The sequence below is a fragment of the Acidocella sp. genome, assembly GCF_036489515.1.
GTDB lineage: Bacteria > Pseudomonadota > Alphaproteobacteria > Acetobacterales > Acetobacteraceae > Acidocella.
The window spans coordinates 24,016-45,180 of record NZ_DASXFO010000053.1 but is presented as its reverse complement, the minus strand read 5'-3'; the positions used below and the strand labels follow the sequence as shown (position 1 = coordinate 45,180).

The window sequence follows — 21,165 nt, the reverse complement described above, 5'->3', positions numbered from 1 at the left end:
TTCCCTTTAGCGCGGCGCGTCGCCGCGGCGGAATTCCGCGGTCAGTTCGTCGAGCTTCTGCTTCAGCCCGGCATCGAGCTTGAACTCGCAGGCAGTCAGCGTGTCGTTCAACTGCTCCGCCCGGCTGGCGCCGATGATGGCTGAGGTCACGGCGGGGTTGGCCAGAACCCAGGCGATCGCGACCGTGGTCAGGTTCAGTCCGGCATCGTTCACCACCCGGCGCAGTTCCTCGATCTTGGCGAAAGAGCTGTCGTTCCAGTAGCGGTCCTGGTAGCGGGCCCCGGCGGTGCCGAGGGTGAAGCGCGTGCCGGCCGGCGGGGCGCCGGGCTTGTGCTTGCCGGTCAGCAGGCCGCCGGCGAGCGGGTTGTAGGGGATGACCCCCAGCCCTTCCTCTGTGGCCAGCGGCAGCAGCTCGCGTTCGATCTCGCGAAACAGCAGGCTGTAGCGCGGCTGGACCGAGATGAAGCGGGTCTTGTTCTTGACATCGGCGCGGCCGAGCGCGCGCGCCAGGCGGTAGGCGAGGAAGTTGGACACGCCGACATAACGGGCCTTGCCGCTGCGAACGACGATGTCGAGCGCATCGATGGTCTCATCCAGCGGCGTGTTCGGATCATCCGAATGCAGCTGGTACAAATCGACATAATCGGTGCCGAGGCGCTGCAGCGAGGCATCGATCGCATCCAGAATATGCTTGCGCGAGGCGCCCTGGTTCCAGGCGGCGTCGCCCATCTTGCCGACACATTTGGTCGCCAGCACGAAATTATGGCGCTTGCCCTTGAGCCAGCGGCCGACGATTCTTTCCGTGTCGCCGACGGTGCCGGCGTCGCCACCCAGCGGATACACGTCGGCGGTGTCGATGAACGTCACCCCGGCCGCCGCGGCCTTGTCGAGAATTTCAAAGGATTTGTCTTCTTCGGTCTGCAGGCCGAAGGTCATGGTGCCTAGGCAGAGCCGCGAAACGGTCAGGCCAGTCGCGCCGAGATTGGTATACTGCATGTCTCTCTCCAAACTGTGTGCAGGCCGTAGCACCATAGCAGCCGGGACGGTTCACGCCAGACGAGCGTTAGAATAAGGAAAGAAGCCGCTTTTTGAAAAAAGCGGCGCAAAAATTTTTGCTATGCTGGGCCATGGGCTGTGTCGGCGACAACGCCCATGACCCAGATTCATAAAGTTTTTTTGCTACTTTTTGTTCACAAAAAGCAGCCTTTCTCTTCCCTCTCGGGTCCGCGCCGCCAGAAGAAGCCGCAGGCCCAGGGCGGCGACGGCGCAGCCGGCCATGGTGCCGGCCATCGCCATCAGGCCGAACCGGGGAAACAACAGCGCCACAACGCCGCTCGCCCCCGCGCCGCCGAGCATCTGCAGCGAGGTCAGCAGGCCGCCGACAATCCCGGCGCAATCGGGCAGCGGGTGCAGCGCGCCATGGGCGGCACTAGGGGCGGCCAGGCCGAAACTGGCGGTGGCCAGCACCAGCAGCGGCATCATCTCGCCGAGTGGGACAGGGCCCAGGGCGGCGCGCCAACAGAGCGTGAGCGTGGCTGTCAGCGCCAGCGCGACGGCGAGGCTCAGCAACAGCGTCGCGGACACGCCGCGATGCGACAGCCTGGCGTTACAGAACGCCCCCACGACGATGCCCATGCCGGTGCAGGCGAACAGCCCGGCATAGAGTGCTGCGCTCACATGCATGAGTCCGATCAGCACCAGCGAGGAACCGGACACGTAAGCGAACATCCAGCCGAAGCCGAGCGCGTTGAGGCCGATATGCAGCATCACCTCGCGATGACAGAGAACCTGCCGGTACTGCCCGACCAGCCGCCGCACCCCCGCCGGCGGCGCCGCGCCGGGCCTTGTCTCCGGCAGGCTGACGGCGGCGATAACGGTGAGCAGCACGCCGCTCAACCCGGGCACGCCGTAAATGCCGCGCCAGCCGGCCATGCCCAGCAGCAGCGCGCCCAGAGCGGGGGCGACGATCGGCGCGACATTGGCGACGATGGTGATGACGGCGAGCCGCGTCTGCGCGGCGCGACCCTCGAACAGGTCGCGGACGATGGTGAAAGCCAGCGTCATGCCGGCCCCAGCCCCCACCCCTTGCACCAGCCGCGCGGTCAGCAGCAGCGCAATCGTCGGCGCCGCCATTGCCGCCAGCCCGCCCAGCGTGAACAGCAGCAGCCCGGCCAGCAGCGGCAGCCGTCTTCCATACCGATCGGCGAGCGGACCATAGACCACGGGGCTCACGGCGAAGCCGGCCATGAACAGGCTGAGCGTCAGCCCGACCATGCTCGACGCCGCGTGCAGCGCCCGCGCGATCACGGGCATAGCGGGCAATGACATGTCGATGGCCAGCGGCGGCAGCGCCGCGAGCGCCCCCAGGAACAGAAGCAGGCCGAAACTTTCACGTCGTAGTCGCATGACTTATCCTTACCTTGGCCGGAACCGGCTCTGGGAAGTGAAGGGAAGGCTTCTTTTTGGGCTGGGGTCATGGGCGTGATCGGTGACAACGCCCATGGCCCAGCATAGCCAAAAGTTTTTGCGCCGCTTTTTTTAAAAAGCGGCTGCTTTCCTCTAACCGCGGGCCGGCGGCGCGATCCCGGCGAGCATCAGCCGCACCGCGTGTTCGATCTTCGCCGCCATCTCTTCGGGCGTCGGCCCGCCCTCGATCGCCATCACCGCCCGGTTGAGAAGAGTGGACAAGACCATGTCGTGAAACAGGACCGAGGCTGGCCCCAGCGCCACATCCGGACGGATATGGCCCAACCGTTGCTGCTCGGCCAAAAACCGCTGCAGCAGCTCACAGGTGGCGGCCGGACCGTCGCGGTACCAGCCGAGGCCGATCGCCGGGTGCCGTAGCGCCTCGGTGATGACCAGACGCTGGAACGCGAGATGCCGCGGCTGCAGCAGGGTCGATAGCAGCATCGTCGCGAAGCTTTTCAAACCGTCCCGCAGCGACAGGCCTTCGAGATCCAGCGCCATGAGCGGCACGATGAGGTCCTCGAGCGTGTCCTCCATCACCGCGGTGAACAAGCCGTCCTTGTCGCCATAAAACTGATAGACGCTGGCTTTCGAGCCGCCGACATCGCGGATCAGTTCATCGACGCTGACGCCGTCATAGCCGCGCTCCAGAAACAGGTCGGCCGCGCGCTGGCGCAGGCGCGCATCGCGTTCCTCGCCACGACGCGTGCGGCGGGCCGGGGGCGCGCCTGCGCTCATGCCTCAGGCCTTGGCGCCGGCGACGAGCTGGATTTCCGCCAAAAGATCGTCGATCGCCTTCAGGCAGAAATCGAGCGTAGTGGCATCGACCAGCTTGCCGTCGACGATTTTTTGCGTCACGCCGGCGATCACCACCTGCGGGCGCAGCACCACGCGCGACAGCGTCGAGGCCAGGGTTTCCTGCATCTGGGTATGCGCGCGCGCGCCGCCGACATAGCCGGGGGAAGAGGTCATCAGCAGCACCGGCTTGTCCTTGAGCGGCGAGACGAAAACCGGCCGCGACGCCCAGTCCAGCGCGTTCTTCAGCATGCCGGGGATGCCGTGATTATATTCCGGCGTGCACAGGATGAGCCCGTCCGCCTCGGTGATCGCCGCCTTCAGGGCGCGCACGGAGGCCGGAAGATGTTCGCCCTCCAGATCGCCATTGTAGATCGGCACATCGTTCAGCGGAAACACCGTCATGCTGGCCTTGGCCCCGAGCCGTTCCGCCAGGCTCTGCAGAATCATCGTGTTGGTGGACGCCTTGCGGATGCTGCCGGAGAGGCCCAGCAGTTTCACCCCTGAGAAAGTCGACATAAGAACTCCATCGTGTACGTGCGGATGAAATGTACTGCATCGTACACTTTTTTCAAGACCTAGACCGGCGGCTTCGCTGGTGTTTTGCGTCCCTTGCATCCCGCGTGAGGCCAAGGGAAAAGACAGCATGTCCGCCGTATTCAATGCCGTCCTCCCGATCTTCGCGCTCATCCTCACCGGTTACCTCTGCGCGCGCCGCGGTATCCTCGGCCCCGCCGCCACCGACAGCCTGAACGCTTTCGTCGTCTGGCTGGCGCTCCCGGCGCTGTTGTTCCAGGCCATGGCGGGTATCACCTGGGCGGGGTTGGATCACCCCGGCTTTCTCGCCGCCTTCACCGGCGGCATGATGATCACGTTTCTGCTCTCTTTCCTGCTCGGTCCCCTGAAGGCCCGGCCGGCCCATCACCGCCTCGCGGACCGCAGCATCGAGGGACTGGACGCGGCCTATGCCAATACCGGCTTCATGGGCATTCCGCTCTGCCTCGTGGCGCTGGGCCATGGCTCGCTGGTGCCGGCGGTGATCGCCACCATTCTCACCGCCTGCGTGCTGTTCGCAGGCGCCATTGTGCTGATCGAGACAGACCTGCACGAAGGACCGCATCTCGGCGCCACGCTGCGCAAGGTCGGCCTCTCGCTGCTGCGCAACCCACTGGTGGCCTCGCCGCTTCTGGGCCTCGCCGCGGCGCTGCTGCGCGGCGTCGCGCATGTGCCGCTGCCCGGCCTTGTCACCCACTTCACCTCCTTGCTCGGCGCAGCCGCCAGCCCCTGCGCACTGGTCACCATCGGCCTGTTCCTGGCGCAGTCCGAGACGGCGAAGGAAACCGGCATCATCACCCGGTTGGTGGCGCTGAAACTCGTGGTGCAACCGACGATCACCGGCCTGCTCGCCTTCCGCGTCTTCGACATGCCGGAATTATGGGCCGACACGGCGCTGCTGCTGAGCGCCCTGCCGATCGGCACCGGCCCGTTCATGCTGGCGAAGCTGTATAATCGGGAAGCCGCAGTGACCTCGCGGGCGATTTTAATCTCCACCGTGCTGTCGCTGCTCACGGTCTCCGGGCTGCTGGCCTGGCTGGGCTAGAGAAATAAGCGAAGGAAAAGTCTACTTTTTGTGAACAAAAAGTAGTTTTCTGCTCCTTTGGGCCCGTGCTGTTTCAGCGCCTCAGGCCCAGCATAAGAAAAAGTTTTTGCGCCGCTTTTTTCAAAAAGCGGCTGCTTTTCTCTTGACCCGCCGACCGGTTTTGCCGTCCTCTCGTAACCGGAACGTTACCAAAGAAAAACGGGAGGACTTATGGACGCCACTCTGGTTCTGCCTCTGTCCGGGTGGCAGACGCCGCCTAGCCGCGAGCTCCAGGAGCGCGCATTGCCGGCTCTGGAAGCCGGCACCGTTCTGGTTTTTCCACGCCTGAATTTTCCGCTTCTGCCCGCAGAACAAAGCTTTCTGACCGAGTCTGCGCTCTCCGGCACACGGAAAAACATCAGCTACGACCCCGCCACCAAGAAACTGGGCGGCACGCAACTGGATCCACCGCAAGCGGCGGACCTGGCCGTGCTGCTGGCACGGTTCAGCGACGATGCCGTGGCGTTCGTTTGCGGGCTGCTGCCGCGCTATGCCCGCAGTTGCGCAAGGCCCGCGCCAGTTTCCGGCCGGCGGAGATCATGGGGCGCACCTACGCCCCGCGCCACGACGACCGGCGCCTGCATACCGACGCGTTTCCCTCGCGCCCGACCCAGGGCGAACGGATCCTGCGGCTGTTCGTGAACATCGATCCCGCCGGCACGAAGCGGGAATGGCAGGTGAGCGGCCCCTTCGAACAAGTGGCGGCGCGTTTTCTGCCGCAGCTGGATCGCGGCCCCTTGGGCAAGCCGATCATCGCCAGCCTCGCCGGCCGCGCGATGGCGGGCCTCAGCCTCACCCATGGCCGCCGCACGCCCTATGATTTTCTGATGCTGGGCCTGCATAACCGCGCGAAACTGGATGCGGCGTACCAAGCCTCTGCCCCCCGTACGGAAGTGACGTTTCCATCGGGCACGGCCTGGCTATGCTTCACCGATTCCGTGTCCCACGCAGCCCTGTCGGGACGCAACACGCTCGAACAGACGTTCCATTTGCCGGTCAGCGCCATGGCGCGGCCGGAACTCTCGCCCTTACGCGTCCTCGAACGCCTCTCGGGCCACGCGCTTACCTGAAGCGAAGAGAAAGACTACTTTTTGTGAACAAAAAGTAGCAAAAAAACTTTGCTATGCTGGGCCTTGGGCGTTGTCGCTGACACAGCCCATGGCCCAGCATAGCCAAAAGTTTTTGCGCCGCTTTTTTTAAAAAGCGGCTGCTTTCAGGCCCAGTGACCGCGGACCCAATAGCCGTACGGCCCATAATGCCCAGGCACCCACACGGCGCCATGATGAGGCTGGGCCGGGTACACCACGCATCCGGCCAGCGGCGCCGCGCTCAAAGCCAGCATCGCCAGGATCATCAATCGCTTCATGAACGCCTCCACGTCGTATCGAACGGCCAACGATTACACCACAACAAATGGGCAAACTGCAAGAAACTGTAACGGGCGCATCAATGCCACGTGACCACCGCGCCCCAGCCGATTTCCGCTGACTGCATTGGGTGATAAGCCCGCCGCGACACAGGTGCAGTCATTGGAAAGGAAGTTTGCTGACATGAACTGGCCAACGGAACAGGGTGAATTCCAGCTGGACAATCTCCCGCTGCAATCGGGCGAAGTGCTGCGCGACGCAAAGCTCGCATGGAAATCCTACGGCACGCTGAACGCCGCGCGCGACAATGTGATTCTTTACCCGTGCAGCTATGGTGCCAAGCACAGCACCATGGAGTGGCTGATCGAGCCGGACGGAATCCTCGACCCGACGCGCTGGTTCATCATCATTCCCAACATGTTCTCCAACGGCCTCTCCTCCGGCGCCGGCAACACGCCGGACTATCCCGCCGTGGTGACACCTTGGGACAATGTGACGGCGCAGCGCCGCCTGCTGCTCGAGCAGTTCGGCATTGAGCGGCTGCATGCCGTCTACGGTTTCTCGATGGGCGGGCAGCAAGCCTATCATTGGGCGGCGATGTTCCCCGATGCGGTGGAGCGCGCCATCGTGGTCTGCAGCAGCGCCAAGACGGCAGAGCATAACAAGGTGTTTCTCTCCGGCGTGCTGCGTACCTTCGAGGCGGCGCCGGAGCATATCGGCAATGGCCGTTTCTCCGCCCCGCCGCTCGGCACGCTGCGCGCCGTCGGCCATATCTATGCAGGCTGGGCCATCAGCCAGGATTATTACCGCGAGCGCCTGCACCTCGCCGGCGGCGCGCCGGACCTGGAAACCTATCTGGAAAACGACTGGGCGGCCCCGTTCCAGCAACGCGACGCCGCCGACGGCTATGCGCAGCTGGTCACCTGGATGCATGGCGACATCAGCGCCAACACGCTCTACGGCCACGATCTCGCGAAGGCGCTGAGCGCGATCAAGGCGAAGGTGCTGCTGCTGCCGGGCGAGACCGACCTGTATTTCCGCGTCGCCGATAACGCGCTGGAGATGCGCCACCTCGCCAAAGCCGAGCTGCGACCGATCCCCAGCATCCGCGGCCATCTCGCCGGCACCCCCTCGTCCAACCCGGCCGACTTCGCCTTCCTGAAGGACGCCGTCCGAAACTGGCTCGACTGATCTTCCGGTCCCCCTCCGCCGCACATGGGGCGGAGGGGGAAAACCGCACCATTCCGGCCAAAAGCCGCCGCAATTGCGCCGCATTAACTTTCTACAAGGAGGGTCACGCCCGCCGTTCAACACCGTGCCGAATGGCGGCTTTTCTTTTGAAGGTTCGCCATGAAGATTGCCCAGATCGCCCCGCTCTTCGAGAGCTGCCCCCCGAAACTCTACGGCGGGACCGAGCGCATCGTCTCGTACCTCACCGAGGAGCTGGTGCAGCAGGGTCATGATGTGACGCTGTTCGCCAGCGGCGATTCGCAGACCGCGGCGACCCTGGTGCCCTGCGGCGACATGGCGCTGCGCCTCAACCCGGTGGTGAGGGACTGGCTGCCGCATTACATCGTGATGCTGGAACAGGTGCGCCAGCGCGCCGACGAATTCGACGTGCTGCATTTCCATGTGGATATGGTGCACTACCCGCTGATCCGTGATTTCGCCGACCGGACCGTGACCACCCAGCACGGAAGGCTGGATCTGCCGGACCTGATGCCGTTCTACCGGGCTTTCCCCGAAGTGCCGCTTTCCTCGATCTCCGACCATCAGCGCCTGCCGATGCCCCCGGTGAACTGGGCCGGCACCGTGTATCACGGCCTGCCGCAGGATCTGCTGCCTTTCAAGGCGCAGCCGCAGGGCGGCTATCTCGCCTTCCTCGGCCGGATTTCGCCCGAGAAACGCCCCGACCGCGCGATCGAGATCGCCACGGCGGCGGGGATGAAATTGAAGATCGCCGCGAAGGTGGACAAGGCCGACCAGCCCTATTGGGACACGGTGATCGGCCCCATGGTCGCGGCGCATCCGAATGTGGAATTCATCGGCGAAATCAACGAGCAGCAGAAGGCCGACTTCCTCGGCAACGCTACCGCCCTGCTGTTCCCGATCGACTGGCCGGAGCCGTTCGGCCTGGTGATGATCGAGGCGATGGCCTGCGGCACACCGGTGATCGCCTTCCGCTGCGGCTCGGTGCCCGAGGTGATCGATCACGGCTTGTCGGGCTTCATCGTCGACAGCATGGACGACGCGATCCGGGCGGTCCGGCAGATCGGCGAGCTGGACCGTGCCGAGGTGCGCGCGGCGTTCGACGCGCGCTTCACCGCGACGCGCATGGCGAACGACTATCTGGACCTCTACCGCAATCTCGCCGGCGTGCGCGCCGCGATGCGGCGCCAGCCGCTCCTCGCCGTTTCCGCCTGAAAGCAGCCGCTTTTAAAAAAGCGGCGCAAAAATTTTTGTTGTGCTGGGCCATGGGCGTTGTCCCCGACAACGCCCATGGCCCAAATTTATAAAGTTTTTTTGCTACTTTTTGTTCACAAAAAGTAGCCTTCCCCTTCCCTCGTTGCGCGCTGCGGCGCCGGCGGGTGCCGTATGTAACGAAATATTTTAAAGTTCGAGGCAGCTACCGGCGCCAGAATCTCATCCTGACCGGCGGAGCGGCGTTCGGAGCGCGCGTCGCCGCGGCGCGAAAAGCCAACGATTACATGGGTTTTTGCCGCAACCTCGCCGGCGTGCGTGCGGCGATGCGGCGCCAGCCGGCCCGCGCCGTTTCCGGCTGGCGCTTGCGCCGGAGCGCGCCTTATGTAACGAAATGTTTTAAGGTTGGAGTCAGCTACCTGCGCTAGGAGCTCATCCTAAGAAACGGGGCCGCTCTGCGCCCCTTCTTTGGCAGGATGAGAGTCAATGCATGTCTACGTGCTGAATCTGCTTCGTGCGACGGGACGCCGCGCGCAGATCGAACGGACCGCCGCCGCCGCCGGCGTCAACCTCGACGTGATCGAGGCGGTGGATGGGCAAAAGCTGACGGACGCCGAGCGGGGGCTGGTCGATCACCGCCGCCGGCGCCGGATCAGCCCCTATCTGTTGTCGGATAACGAAATCGGCTGCTGGCTGAGCCATCGCCGCGCCATGCAGGCGCTGGTCGCGAACGGCCAGCCGATGGCCGCGATTCTGGAAGACGACGTCGCGCTGCTGCCGGATTTCGCCCAGGTTCTCGATGCGTTGCAGCAACAAAGCGGGCGGTTCGACGTCGTGACCCTGTACCGCAATTTTACACGGGATACCGTGTTCGCAACATGCCGCCCCTTGACCTGCGATATTTCGCTCGGCCGCATCGCGCCCATGCAGACCGGCGCGGTCGGCTATGTCATCACCCGCGACGCCGCCCAAAAATTCCTGGCCGCCACGCCGCGTTTTGTCCATGCGGTGGACAAGGAGATGCACCGCTACTGGGCAAACGGCCTCGATATCTACGCGCTCAACCAACCGATCGTGATCCATGATGATGCGGGGCACTCCTACTTAAGCGAAACGCGGCTGGATCACCGCCCGAAGGACCGCCTCAAATATCCGGACGCAGACGCCCTGTACTGGCGGCTGCAGCGTTTCGGCCATCGTGCGGTGGACAGCGTGTGCAAGCGCGCGGCCTTTCCCGCCTATGTGCGGCAGGGCCGCAATGAGGACTGGGCCTCCAGCCTGCGCAAGTTCATACGGCTGAAAGGTGCTGCGCATCAGGCGCTGCCGCTCTCTGGTCCCGTTCGAGCATGAGCTCTGCCGCCCCGCCTTTGCCCTTCGCGGGCAAGCGCGTGCTGCTGATCGCCGCACATCCGGATGACGAGACCTTGTTCGCCGCCTCGCAGCTTGGCGTCTGCGGCACGCTATGCATCGTCCACACCACCGACGGCGCCACCTCGCGCCGCGCCGCGCGGGCCAACGGGTTTCGGGGCCGTGCCGCCTATGCCGAGGCGCGGCGCTGCGAGTTAGCGACGGCGCTGGCGGCGGGCGACGTGACCGCGGCCAGCGTGTCGCTCGGCTACCGCGACCAGACGGCCAGCTATCAAATGAGCGCCATCGCCGCGCGTCTGCACGGCATCATGATCACCATGCGTCCGGATCTGATTCTCACCCATGGCTATGAAGGCGGCCATCTCGACCATGATGCCACCTGCTGTGCCGTGCACCTGGCGCAGCGGCGGCTGGCGCGACACATTCCGGTCTGGGAATTCGCCGGCTATCATAGCCAGGCGGGCCGCGCGGCCCAAAATCACTTTCCCGAAGATGGCCACCCGGAGCCGGTCACGGTGCTGCTGAATGAAACGCAGCGCCGGACCAAGGAGCGCATGCTCTTTTGCTTCACGACACAGCGCCATGTGGTGGACGGATTTGCGCTGTATGAGGAGCAGTTCCGTCCTGCCCCCGACTATGATTTTACCGCGCCGCCTTTCGCCGGGCCACTCGGCTATGAAATCGACGCCCAAGCGCCTGAAGGGCGCGCCTGGCGTGCCCTCGCCCGGGCCGAGTTTTCCGGAAGGGGCGACCGCGCCTGGCGACGCGCGCAATTGTGGCTCGCCTTCAAAAAAAGCCGGATGAAGCGCCGGCGGTGCCCTTAAAGGCAAAAAGGAAGGCTTCTTTTTGTGAACAAAAAGAAGCAAAAAAACTTTGCTACTTTGGGCTATGGGCGCTGTCGCCGACAACGCCCATAGCCCAGCATAAAAGAAGTTTTTGCGCCGCTTTTTTTAAAAAGCGGCTGCTTTCTTCAATCAGCGATAGCGCGCGAGCCAGTGCGCGTAAGGCGCCGGCAGTGTCGCCCAGGCCGCCTCTTCCACGCCCAGCTCCTGCGCGGCGCGGTAAGGCCAGTGCGGCTCGGCCAGCAGCGGCCGGCCGATCATCAGGAGGTCGATCTTCTCGTCGCGGACCAGCGCGTCAGCGTCCTCCGGCTTGGCGATGTACCAGCTGGTGGCGACCGGCAGGCTGGTGGCCTGGCGCACCTGCTGGGCGATGTCGCCCATGAAGTTCGGCGCCCAGGGGATATTTGCCTTCGGCGTGTTGAAGCCGAGCGAGACGTCGACGAAATCCAGTCCCTCGTCCTTCATGCGGCGCAGCAGCGCGATTGCTTCGTCCAGCATCGCGTCGGTGCCGTCGAATTCGACAACGCCTAGGCGGATCGTCAGCGGCCGGTCTTCCGGCCAGACCTTCTTCACCGCGATCAGCGTCTCCAGGAGATAGCGCGCGCGGTTTTCCGCGCTGCCACCATACGAGTCGGTGCGGTGGTTGGAGTGCGGTGAAAAGAAGTTCTGCGCCAGATAGCCGTGCGCCATATGCAGCTGCAGCCACTCGAAGCCGAGATCGCGGGCGCGGATCACGGCGTTCACCGTGTCGGCCTGCACGCGGGCGATCTCCGCCAGGGTCATCTCCTCGGGCAGGCGCGGCAGCCCCGCACCGAAGGCCACGGGCGACGGCGCGATGGTGGTCCAGGAATTCGTCTCACCTGCGGGAATGTGGTCATCGCCTTCCCAGGGGCGGTTGGCGGAGGCTTTGCGGCCGGCATGGGCGATCTGAATGCCCGGCACCGCGCCGGCCTCACGGATCGCCGCGACGACCGGGCGCATTGCCTCGGCCTGGGCGTCGTTCCACAGGCCGAGATCGCCCCAGGTGATGCGGCCTTCCGGCGCGACGGCGGTCGCCTCAACGACAACGAGGCCGGCGCCGCCACGGGCCAGCGAGGCGTAGTGGACCGTATGCCAGTCAGTCACCGCGCCCTCCTCAGCCATATACTGGCACATGGGCGAGACGGCGATGCGGTTGCGAAGGGTGACGGATTTCAGCGTGTAGGGGTCAAACAGGCGGGGCATAACAACTCCGAGTTAGCGAACGCACGAAAAGTGGATCACGCCCTAGTTCGGTATCGTTCGCGTCCTGGCAAGGTTTTACCCGCGCGCAGGAGACCTGCGCGGCGTCAGGCAAACAAAAGGGAAGGCTACTTTTTGTGAACAAAAGGTAGCAAAAAAACTTTGCTAACCTGGGTCATGGGGCGATGTCGGTGACAACGCCCATGACCCAGCATAATAAAAGTTTTTGCGCCGCTTTTTTCAAAAAGCGGCTGCTTCCTTACGCTAACGCTGCGGCGTGACGGTGGCGATACGCGGCGATCCACCCCGGCACCTCGGAAGCCGGGCACGGCCGGCTGATCAGGAACCCCTGCAGTTCCGGGCAGCCCTCGGCCCGCAGGATTTCCGCCTGGCGCTCCGTCTCGACGCCCTCGGCGGTCGCCGAAACGCCGAGGCTCTCGCACAGCAGCGAGACGGCGCGGATGATCGCCAACGCCTCAGGTTTGCTCTCCACGTCCTGAACGAAACTGCGATCGATCTTGATGCGCGTGAAAGGCAGGGTGCGCAGGAAGCTGAGCGACGAATAGCCGGTGCCGAAATCGTCCATCGCGATCTGGATGCCGAGCGCGCGCAGTTTTTCGAGAATCTCAGTGGTGCTGCGGACATCATCGATCATCGCCGTCTCGGTGAGCTCAAGCTCGAGCCGCTCTGCCGGCAGGCCGGTCTTCTCCAGCGTGGCGGCGATATGCTCGAGCAGGTCGGCCTGTCGGAACTGTTTTGCCGACAGGTTGACCGAGACCTTCAGGTCGCTCGGCCAGCCGGCGGCCTCAAGGCAGGCGGTCTCCAGCACCCAGCGGCCGAGCTCCGGCATGAAGCCGATCTCCTCGGCGAAGGGAATGAAGTCGAGGGGCGGCACCTTGCCGCGCGTCGGGCTATCCCAGCGCAGCAGCGCTTCGAAGCCGGTGATCAGGTTGCGGCCGGTATCGACAATCGGCTGGTAGTGCAGGGTGAATTGCTGCCCGGCCAGGGCGGCGCGCAGGTCGCTCTCGAGCTCGCGGCGCTCTTGCTCCACCCTCTCCATCCCGGGTTCGTAGGCGCGGTGACAGCCGCGGCCGGCGGATTTGGCGCGGTACAAGGCCAGATCGGCATTACGCAGCAACAGGTCCGGATCGCTGCCATGAAGCGGTGCATAGGCGATGCCGACACTGGCGCCGATCAGCACCTGCAGCCCCTTGATGGTGATCGGCCTGCTGATGTCACGGATCAGCCGGTCGGCCAGGGCGGTCACCGTCTGCATGTCGTGATAATGCCCGATCAGGACCGCGAACTCATCGCCGCCAAGCCGCGCCACCACGTCGATCTCCCGCAGTTGCGCCTGGATGCGTTGCGCCGCGGCCTGCAACACCAGGTCACCGATCTGATGGCCGAGCGTGTCGTTCACCGGCTTGAAGCGATCTAGGTCGACATAAAGCACCGCGCACGGCGCTGTTTCGTCGACCGCCTTCAGCACGCTTTCCAGCCGCGTCCGGAAGGTCATGCGGTTCGGCAACGCGGTCAGCGTATCGTGATGCGCGAGATGGGTGATCCGGTCCTCGATGGCGCGGCGCTCGGTCACATCGTCGACGGTGCTGACAAAACCGCCGCCCGGCAGCCCGCGATGGCTGACCTGGATGACGCGGCCGCGCCAGGGCAATTCGCGGGCGGAGATGCTGCCGGACTCCGCCAGACCGGACAAAACTCTTTCCCGGGCACGGTGCGCGAGCTCGTCCGCGGTCTCTGGCGACACCTGCTGAGCGGCATGCACGACCCGCAGAATGTCGATCAATGTCGCACCGGGCCGCAAAGCGGCGGGATCGATGTCGAGAATTTCGTGCAGGCGCGGATTGCTCAAAACGAGCTTCTCGTCGACATCGAACAGCGACAGGCCCTGCGACATGTTGGCCAGCGCCAGATCGAGATTCCGGGCGATCTCCTGTAACTGGTCGCTCTGCTTCTTTTGCTCGCTCCGATCCTGGGTGATGTGCGCAAAACCGACCAGCTCATTGCTCTCATCGCGGATCGGTTCGATGACGACATGCGCCCAGAAGCACGAGCCGTCGCGGCGCAGGCGCCAGCCCTCCCCTTCGAACTTTTGCGCGGCCAGCGCCACCGCCAGGGTGCGCTGGGGCAGGCCGAGCGCGCTGTCCTCCGCCGGGTAGAAACAGGAAAAATGCCTGCCGATGATGTCCTCGGCGCGATAGCTCTTGGCCCGCTCGGCGCCGGCATTCCAGTTCACGACACGGCCTTCGGGATCAAGCATGCAGATCGCGTAATCCGTGACGCTCTGAACCAGCATTCGATACATCGTGTCGGCGCTGAACGTCGTCGTCGAAATCGCGGTCAAGCCTATCTCCCTTCGCGCACCGGCACAGCACCCCAGACTGGCCGCCGATTGCGGAGCTGCGCTAACATATCGGCCGCATAACTGTCAGTTCCATTACTTCTACGTGACCAACGATTCACGTCAATGTGAAATCGCACGCGGAGCGGGCCGAGCGCTGGAAACTGCTTGGGCAAGCGAAGGGAAGGCTTCTTTTTGTGAACAAAAAGAAGCAAAAAACTTTATTATGCTAGGTCATGGGCGGTGGCCCCGACAACGCCTCAGGCCCAGCATAACAAAAGTTTTTGCGCCGCTTTTTTCAAAAAGCGGCTTCTTCCTTTCTCCGAAACGCCACCCGAGGGACGCACGAAAAAAGGGGCGGTAGTACCGCCCCTTTCTCCCCTTGCGTTAGATTTTCCGCTCAGGCGGCGGTTTTCAGCGAGGCCATGTCGATCGAGAAGCGGTATTTCACGTCGCTCTTCAGCATCCGCTCATAGGCTTCGTTGACCTTCTGGATGGGGATGATCTCCACATCCGAGGTGATCCCGTGCTTGGCGCAGAAATCCAGCATTTCCTGGGTCTCCGGAATGCCGCCGATCAAGGAGCCCGCGAAGTTGCGTCGCTTGAAGATCAGGTCGAAAGCGGCGATCGGCATCGGATGCTCCGGCGCGCCGACCTGCACCATGGTGCCTTCGCGCTTCAGCAGCGCGAAATACGGCGACAGGTCATGGTTGGCGGCCACAGTGTCGATGAACAGATCGAAGCTGTTGGCGTGCTTGGCCATCTCTTCGGCATCCTTGGAGATGACGACCTCGTCGGCGCCGAGGCGCTTGCCGTCTGCAACCTTGGATGGAGAGGTGGTGAACAGCACGGTGTACGCACCCATCGCATGGGCGAGCTTCACGCCCATATGACCGAGACCGCCGAGGCCGATGATGCCGACCTTCTTGCCGGGGCCGGCTTTCCAGTGGCGCAGCGGCGAATAGGTAGTAATGCCGGCGCATAGCAGCGGCGCGGTGGCGGCGAGGTCCATGCCCTCGGGGATGCGCAGCACGAAGCCCTTGTCGACGACGATCTGGTCGGAGTAACCGCCGAACGTCCGGCCACCGATGACCTTCTCCGGCGAGTTATAGGTGAGGGTGAAACCGTTGTCGCAATATTGCTCCAGGCCTTCGTTGCAGGACGCGCAGGTCTGGCAGGAATCGACCAGGCAGCCGACGCCGACCTTGTCGCCCGGCTTGAAATTCGTAACACCCGAGCCGACGCTGGTGACGCGGCCGACGATCTCATGACCCGGGATCACCGGGAAGACACTGTCGCGCCACTCATTGCGGGCGGTATGCAGGTCGGAATGGCAGACGCCGCAGAACAGGATCTCGATCTGCACGTCGTTCTCGCCGACGTCGCGGCGATTGAAGGTGAATTTCTCCAGCGGCGAATCCGCGGTTTGGGCGGCGAAGCCTGTACAAGTCAGCATAACTCTCTCCAGATAGTCGTTAGGGGAAATGTGCCGGGTTCGGCCCGTGCTACGGCGCTTTTCCGGACGCTCGCTCAAGGTCGAGCGGCCAGATTGCGAAAATATTTTAAATCGCCGGTGGCAAAGCGGGATTGAAGACCAGGCCATACCGCGAGGGCCGCTAAATGCCGGCTGCCTTGCCGCATGGTCGAGCCTTCCGAAACCATCTTTTACCAGCCGAGTGGCGACCCAGTAGTGACCACACGGTAACTATCGGCAAGGATGCGTCAAGTCAAATTAATTGCCATTTGGTCACTGCCTATGGTTAGCTTTCTTCCAGAGGAAAAGGAACGTCGCGCACGATGGTCAGCAGGGCCGCACAAAGGATTTCCACGGCCGCCACTCCGGAACAGGCCGTGCGCCCCAAACGGCGGCGGTTGTCGCCCGAGGCGCGGGAGCGCGAGATCGTCGACGGCGCGATCCAGTTTTTCGCGGAGGTCGGATTCGGCGGTGGGTTGCGCGACCTCGCGAGGCGCCTCGACATCACGCATCAGAACCTGTTCCGCTACTTCCCCACGAAGGAAGCGCTGATCGAGCGGGTCTATCTCGAAGTCTATTTCAATCGCTGGCAGCCGGAATGGGAGACGCTGATGCGCGACCGGTCGCGGCCGCTCGCGGCACGGCTGATCGCTTTCTACAAGTCTTATCTGCCGGTCATCTTCCGCTATGACTGGGTGCGGATCTTTATGTTCGCGGGCCTCAAGGGAGTCGATATTCCGCAACGCTACATCGGCATCATCCAGGACAGGTTGGTCGGGCCGCTGGCCCTGGAACTGCGCGAGCTTGCGCAAACGCGCTCCGACGCACCGCCTTCGGCCCAGGAACTCGAAATCGCCTGGGGGCTGCATGGCGAGCTGTTTTATCTGGCCATCCGCCGCTGGGTGTATGGCCTCGCGGTGCCGGACGACCTGTCGCCGCTGATCGAGACGAGCGTGAGCCGCTTCCTCGACGGCGCGCCGGCGGCGCTGCGCAAGTTGGGCACGGCACAAAGCTGAAAACGCTTCCCCCAAGCGCCCCGGGACGGCTAGGCTCACGACAAGACCAACCGGCGAACGGGAGAGGAAAACAGCCATGAAACTCAGCGCCCGCAATCAATTGAAGGGCAAAATCGTCGACGTGCAAAAAGGCGCGACCACCAGCCATGTCCGGATCGATATCGGCGGCGGCGCCATCGTCACCGCGTCGATCACCAATGAGGCCGTCGCCGAGCTGGGGCTGAAAACCGGCGACGCGGCGGTGGCGGTGATCAAAGCCTCCGATGTCATGGTCGGCATCTAGAGCGACATCCAAGAAAAAAGCGGCGCAAAAACTTCTTTTTTTGCTTCTTTTTGTTCACAAAAAGAAGCCTTCCCTTTCTTTCACTTGCCTAGGGCAGGTTCGGCGGCGCATTCCTCGTCGCAAGGAATGCGCCGCTACGTGCCGCGGCGAGCTTTCTCTCGCCTATTTATCGCTTGTTATCACTTGTTTTTTTGCCGGGCGATTGACCTGCCCCTGTGATTGCCTAATTATAATTCATTCGGTTGCGCATAATTCCTAATTGTCGCCGTTGTGTCGTGAGAGGTTCCATGTTCGAGCAAGCGGTCCTGACGGAAAATCTGTTTCTCAGGGATGTCGATATGCTGAGGCAGCGCGCGACAAACCTGCTGGAGGAAGGGCGTGCCGAGCCGGGCGCCAATACGCAGCGCACGATCGCGCTGTTGCAAGCGGTGCTGACGGCGGAAATCGTCTGCGTGCTGCGCTACACGGCGATTTCCATCTCCCATGACGGGCTGAAGAACGACTGGATCGGCGCGGAATTCCAGGAGCAGGCCAACGACGAGCGCCGGCATATGGCGATGGCGGCGGCACGCATCGTGCAGCTGGGGGGTACGCCGGATTACGACCCGCGGGCCCTCGCCTCACGTCACGCCGCGCCACATGAAGGGCCGGGCGGACTCGCCCTGCGGGTGCAGGAAAACCTGGCGGCGGAGCAGGCCGTCGTGGAGCTGTACCGGGAGCTGATCAGCTATTTCGCGGAACGCGACCCCGAAACCGCGACGATATTGCAGGAAATCACCCGCGACGAGGAGGACCATGCCAGTGACATGGAAGATCTCCTCGTTTCCTACATCAACTGAGAGAAAGCAGCCGCTTTTTGAAAAAAGCGGCGCAAAAACTTCTTTTATGCTGGGCCATGGGCTGTGTCTCCGACAACGCCCATGATCCAGATTAATAAAGTTTTTTTGCTACTTTTTGTTCACAAAAAGTAGTTTTCTGCTCCGCTTCAGCGGCCGCCGAACACCGTGGTCCCGAACAGTTCCTTGTGCTCGTGCGGTATCGCGCGCCAGTATTGCGGCGGGGCCTGAACCGAAGCACCGAGCGTAGCGGCCGCGTGCCAGCCCCAGCGCGGATTGTAGAGCATGCCCCGGGCGATGGCCACGAAATCGGCCTGACCGGCGGCGATGATCTCCTCCGCTTGGCGCGCTTCGGTGATCAGCCCCGCCGCCATGGTGGGCACATCGGAGGACGCCTTGATCGCCTGCGCGAACGGCACCTGGTAGTTCGGGCCAAGCTTGATCTGCTGCCGCGGCGAAATCCCTCCGGAAGAGACATTCACCCAGTCCACGCCGCGCTTTTTCAGCTCGGCGACGAAGGCGATCGACTGCTCGACATCCCAGCCCTCCGGCAGCCAATCCGACGCCGAGATTCTGATGCCGACCGGGCGCTCCGCGGGAAAGGCGGCGCGCACGGCGTCGAACACTTCCAGGGGAAAACGCATGCGGTTTTCCAGCGCGCCGCCATAAGAATCCTGGCGCTGGTTAGAGATCGGCGAGAGGAACTGGTGCAGCAAGTAACCATGCGCGGCATGGATTTCGATGCCGTCGATGCCAAGCCGCGCGGCGCGGCGCGCGGTGGCCGCAAAAGCCTCGCGGATGCGGGCAAGGCCTGCCTCGTCGAGGGCAACGGGCGCCGTCTCACCGTCCTTCTGAGGCACGGCGGAGGGGGCAAGCGTGGCCCAGCCGCCTTCGGCCGGCGGCATCAACTGGCCGCCTTCCCAGGGCACATGGCTGGAGGCTTTGCGCCCGGCATGGCTGATCTGCATGGTGATGGCGGTTTTCGAAATGTCCCGCACCGCGCCCAGCGCCTGGGCCAAGGCGGCCTCCGTGGCGTCGTCCCAGAGGCCGAGATCGCACGGGGTAATGCGGCCTTCCGGCGTCACCGCCGTCGCCTCGATGATCACCATGCCAGCACCTGACAGCGCCATAGTGCCGAGATGCACGGTATGCCAGGACGTGGCCCGGCCCTCCTGGGCCGAATACTGGCACATCGGCGCGACAACGATGCGGTTGGGCACGGCCAGGCTGCGGAGGGTTTGGGGAGAAAATAAAGCGGTCATGGGGCTTCCAGATGTAAGAACGGGTCAATCGCTATATAGGGCAAGCGAGAAGAAAGGCTTCTTTTTGTGAACAAAAAGAAGCAAAAAAACTTTGCGATGCTGGGTCATGGGCGTTGTCGGAGACACAGCCCATGGCCCAGCATAAAAGAAGTTTTTGCGCCGCTTTTTTCAAAAAGCGGCTGCTTTCTTCTATCGACGCCGTCGGCTGGACGACACGGAAAATTAGCGCGATGAACAAAGCAAAATAAACGGAGTGGATCTGTCCATGACTAACAATGAAGTTCGCGTCTATCCGTCCAAGACCGCACTGCCGCGCGAGGACCAGCTGGCGTGGAAGATCGCCGGCGTCGCCGCCGACAAGGTCGCCGTCCCCAAGGAAGTGACGGCCATGATCATCAACCGCATCATCGACAATGCCTCCGTCGCCATCGCCTCCGTCAACCGCCGCCCGGTGGTTTCGGCCCGCGGCATGGCGCTGGGGCACCCACGCAAGGGTGGCTCCACGCTATTCGGCGCGCCAGCGCGCGTCACGGTCAGCCCGGAATGGGCTGCCTGGGCGAACGGCACGGCGGTGCGTGAGCTCGATTATCACGACACGTTTCTTGCCGCCGACTATGCGCATCCCGGCGACAACATTCCGCCGATCCTGGCGGTGGCGCAGAGCCTGGATAAATCCGGCCGCGACCTCGTTCGCGGCATCGCCACCGGTTACGAAATCCAGATCGACCTGGTGAAGGGAATCTGCCTGCACGAGCACAAAATCGACCATATCGCGCATCTCTGCCCCGCCCAGGCGGCGGGCATCGGCGCACTGCTGAACCTGAAGCAGGAGGTGATCTACCAGGCGGTGCAGCAGGCGGTGCATGTGAGCTTCACCACGCGGCAGTCGCGCAAGGGTGAAATCTCCTCCTGGAAGGCGTTCGCGCCGGCCCATGCGGGCAAGCTTGCGGTGGAGGCGGTGGACCGGGCGATGCGCGGCGAAGGCGCGCCCAGCCCGATCTATGAGGGCGAGGATTCCGTGATCGCCTGGCTGCTGGGCGGCAAGGATGCCGTGTATCATGTGCCCCTGCCCGCCCGCGGCGAGCCTAAGCGCGCGATCCTGGACAGCTACACCAAGGAGCATTCGGCGGAATACCAAAGCCAAGCCCTCATCGACCTCGCCTTCCGCATGCGGAGCAACATCAAAGATTTCGATGCGGTGGAGCGGATCGTGATCCATACCTCGCATCACACGCATTACGTGATCGGCACCGGCGCCAACGATCCGCAGAAGATGGACCCGAAGGCCAGCCGCGAGACGCTGGACCATTCGATCATGTATATTTTTGCGGTCGCCTTGCAGGATGGCGCGTGGAACCACGAAACCTCCTATGCGCCCAAGCGCGCGCAGCGGGAGGATACGATCCGGCTCTGGCATAAGATCGAGACGCAAGAGGATCCGGAATGGACCCGGCGCTATCATTCGCTGGACATAACCGAAAAGGCATTCGGCGCGCGTGTAGAGGTGTTTTTCAAGGATGGGACGGTGCTGGTGGATGAGATGGCCGTCGCCAACGCCCACCCGCTCGGCGCCAAACCGTTCGAGCGCGAGGATTATATCCGGAAATTCCAGAGCCTGACCGATGGCGTCATCACGGCCCGTGAAAGCAACCGGTTTCTGGAGGCGGTGCAGGATCTGCCGAAACTGGCGGCGGGCGAGCTTTCGCTCCTGAACGTGGCGCTGCCGGCCGGCGCGTTGGCCGAGTCCAAGCCAGGGATTTTTTGAAGGCGAAGAGGAAGGCTACTTTTATCCAAGACGCCCAGAGCATGATTGATC

Annotated in this window: 20 protein-coding genes and 1 pseudogene; 12 read left to right on the top strand and 9 right to left on the bottom strand. The window is 63.4% G+C overall.

Annotated features, from left to right (window positions below; genetic code table 11):
• Positions 1 to 6: 6 nt before the first annotated feature.
• From VGG47_RS08360 to VGG47_RS08345, 4 genes are all read right to left on the bottom strand, one after another.
• Positions 7 to 996: an aldo/keto reductase gene (locus VGG47_RS08360; protein WP_331537385.1), complete on the bottom strand. Its 990-nt coding sequence runs from the start codon at positions 994 to 996 to the stop codon at positions 7 to 9.
• A gap of 183 nt (positions 997 to 1,179) precedes the next feature.
• A complete protein-coding gene (locus VGG47_RS08355) occupies positions 1,180 to 2,406 on the bottom strand; it encodes a multidrug effflux MFS transporter (protein WP_331537383.1) in 1,227 nt (408 codons plus the stop codon).
• A gap of 153 nt (positions 2,407 to 2,559) precedes the next feature.
• The gene (locus tag VGG47_RS08350) at positions 2,560 to 3,204 is read right to left on the bottom strand and encodes a TetR/AcrR family transcriptional regulator (protein ID WP_331537382.1); all 645 of its coding nucleotides are present in this window, start codon (positions 3,202 to 3,204) and stop codon (positions 2,560 to 2,562) included.
• A gap of 3 nt (positions 3,205 to 3,207) precedes the next feature.
• Positions 3,208 to 3,780, bottom strand: coding sequence for an NADPH-dependent FMN reductase (locus VGG47_RS08345; protein ID WP_331537380.1), 573 nt, complete (start codon positions 3,778 to 3,780; stop codon positions 3,208 to 3,210).
• Positions 3,781 to 3,907: 127 nt separating this feature from the next.
• Between VGG47_RS08345 and VGG47_RS08340 the strand changes: the two genes are divergently transcribed.
• From VGG47_RS08340 to VGG47_RS08335, 3 genes and pseudogenes are all read left to right on the top strand, one after another.
• On the top strand, positions 3,908 to 4,861 hold the full coding sequence (locus VGG47_RS08340) for an AEC family transporter (RefSeq protein ID WP_331537378.1): 954 nt from the start codon (positions 3,908 to 3,910) through the stop codon (positions 4,859 to 4,861).
• Positions 4,862 to 5,071: 210 nt separating this feature from the next.
• Positions 5,072 to 5,356 (top strand): annotated as a pseudogene (locus VGG47_RS15620) (Kdo hydroxylase family protein); the annotation flags it as partial.
• Positions 5,357 to 5,370: 14 nt separating this feature from the next.
• Entirely contained in the window at positions 5,371 to 5,970 is a 600-nt protein-coding gene (locus tag VGG47_RS08335) for a Kdo hydroxylase family protein (RefSeq protein ID WP_331537376.1), read from the top strand.
• Positions 5,971 to 6,113: 143 nt separating this feature from the next.
• Here the strand turns inward: VGG47_RS08335 and VGG47_RS08330 are convergent, their stop codons facing one another.
• Positions 6,114 to 6,266: a hypothetical protein gene (locus VGG47_RS08330; RefSeq protein WP_331537374.1), complete on the bottom strand. Its 153-nt coding sequence runs from the start codon at positions 6,264 to 6,266 to the stop codon at positions 6,114 to 6,116.
• 184 nt (positions 6,267 to 6,450) lie between these two features.
• Here VGG47_RS08330 and VGG47_RS08325 point away from each other — a divergent pair, with 184 nt between their 5' ends.
• The 5 genes from VGG47_RS08325 (at position 6,451) to VGG47_RS08305 (ending at position 10,880) form a co-directional block, all read left to right on the top strand.
• Complete coding sequence (locus VGG47_RS08325; protein WP_331537372.1) at positions 6,451 to 7,458, top strand: alpha/beta fold hydrolase; 1,008 nt, start codon at positions 6,451 to 6,453, stop codon at positions 7,456 to 7,458.
• A gap of 159 nt (positions 7,459 to 7,617) precedes the next feature.
• Positions 7,618 to 8,691 (top strand): glycosyltransferase family 4 protein, encoded by a 1,074-nt coding sequence (locus VGG47_RS08320; RefSeq protein WP_331537370.1) that lies wholly within the window; start codon positions 7,618 to 7,620, stop codon positions 8,689 to 8,691.
• 164 nt (positions 8,692 to 8,855) lie between these two features.
• On the top strand, positions 8,856 to 9,116 hold the full coding sequence (locus VGG47_RS08315) for a hypothetical protein (RefSeq protein WP_331537368.1): 261 nt from the start codon (positions 8,856 to 8,858) through the stop codon (positions 9,114 to 9,116).
• A 70-nt stretch (positions 9,117 to 9,186) separates the two neighbouring features.
• Complete coding sequence (locus VGG47_RS08310) at positions 9,187 to 10,038, top strand: glycosyltransferase family 25 protein (protein ID WP_331537366.1); 852 nt, start codon at positions 9,187 to 9,189, stop codon at positions 10,036 to 10,038.
• Positions 10,035 to 10,880 (top strand): PIG-L deacetylase family protein, encoded by an 846-nt coding sequence (locus VGG47_RS08305; RefSeq protein ID WP_331537364.1) that lies wholly within the window; start codon positions 10,035 to 10,037, stop codon positions 10,878 to 10,880. The genes VGG47_RS08310 and VGG47_RS08305 overlap by 4 nt, the downstream gene beginning before the upstream one ends.
• Before the next feature lie 150 nt (positions 10,881 to 11,030).
• Here the strand turns inward: VGG47_RS08305 and VGG47_RS08300 are convergent, their stop codons facing one another.
• The 3 genes from VGG47_RS08300 to VGG47_RS08290 all read right to left on the bottom strand — a co-directional run bounded on the left by VGG47_RS08300 (position 11,031) and on the right by VGG47_RS08290 (position 15,934).
• Complete coding sequence (locus VGG47_RS08300; RefSeq protein ID WP_331537362.1) at positions 11,031 to 12,122, bottom strand: NADH:flavin oxidoreductase/NADH oxidase; 1,092 nt, start codon at positions 12,120 to 12,122, stop codon at positions 11,031 to 11,033.
• 256 nt (positions 12,123 to 12,378) lie between these two features.
• A complete protein-coding gene (locus tag VGG47_RS08295) occupies positions 12,379 to 14,481 on the bottom strand; it encodes a putative bifunctional diguanylate cyclase/phosphodiesterase (protein WP_331537359.1) in 2,103 nt (700 codons plus the stop codon).
• Positions 14,482 to 14,878: 397 nt separating this feature from the next.
• A complete protein-coding gene (locus tag VGG47_RS08290; RefSeq protein WP_331537357.1) occupies positions 14,879 to 15,934 on the bottom strand; it encodes an NAD(P)-dependent alcohol dehydrogenase in 1,056 nt (351 codons plus the stop codon).
• A 341-nt stretch (positions 15,935 to 16,275) separates the two neighbouring features.
• On the opposite strand from VGG47_RS08290, the gene VGG47_RS08285 reads away from it, so the two are divergent.
• The 3 genes from VGG47_RS08285 to VGG47_RS08275 all read left to right on the top strand — a co-directional run bounded on the left by VGG47_RS08285 (position 16,276) and on the right by VGG47_RS08275 (position 18,090).
• Positions 16,276 to 16,968 carry a TetR/AcrR family transcriptional regulator gene (locus VGG47_RS08285; protein ID WP_331537356.1) on the top strand — a complete coding sequence of 231 codons (693 nt, stop codon included), beginning with the start codon at positions 16,276 to 16,278 and terminating at the stop codon, positions 16,966 to 16,968.
• A 76-nt stretch (positions 16,969 to 17,044) separates the two neighbouring features.
• The gene (locus tag VGG47_RS08280; RefSeq protein WP_331537354.1) at positions 17,045 to 17,251 is read left to right on the top strand and encodes a TOBE domain-containing protein; all 207 of its coding nucleotides are present in this window, start codon (positions 17,045 to 17,047) and stop codon (positions 17,249 to 17,251) included.
• A 287-nt stretch (positions 17,252 to 17,538) separates the two neighbouring features.
• The gene (locus tag VGG47_RS08275; RefSeq protein WP_331537352.1) at positions 17,539 to 18,090 is read left to right on the top strand and encodes a ferritin-like domain-containing protein; all 552 of its coding nucleotides are present in this window, start codon (positions 17,539 to 17,541) and stop codon (positions 18,088 to 18,090) included.
• Positions 18,091 to 18,236: 146 nt separating this feature from the next.
• Here the strand turns inward: VGG47_RS08275 and VGG47_RS08270 are convergent, their stop codons facing one another.
• Positions 18,237 to 19,349 (bottom strand): NADH:flavin oxidoreductase/NADH oxidase, encoded by a 1,113-nt coding sequence (locus VGG47_RS08270; protein ID WP_331537350.1) that lies wholly within the window; start codon positions 19,347 to 19,349, stop codon positions 18,237 to 18,239.
• A 265-nt stretch (positions 19,350 to 19,614) separates the two neighbouring features.
• On the opposite strand from VGG47_RS08270, the gene VGG47_RS08265 reads away from it, so the two are divergent.
• Positions 19,615 to 21,114: an MmgE/PrpD family protein gene (locus VGG47_RS08265; protein WP_331537348.1), complete on the top strand. Its 1,500-nt coding sequence runs from the start codon at positions 19,615 to 19,617 to the stop codon at positions 21,112 to 21,114.
• Positions 21,115 to 21,165: the final 51 nt, after the last annotated feature.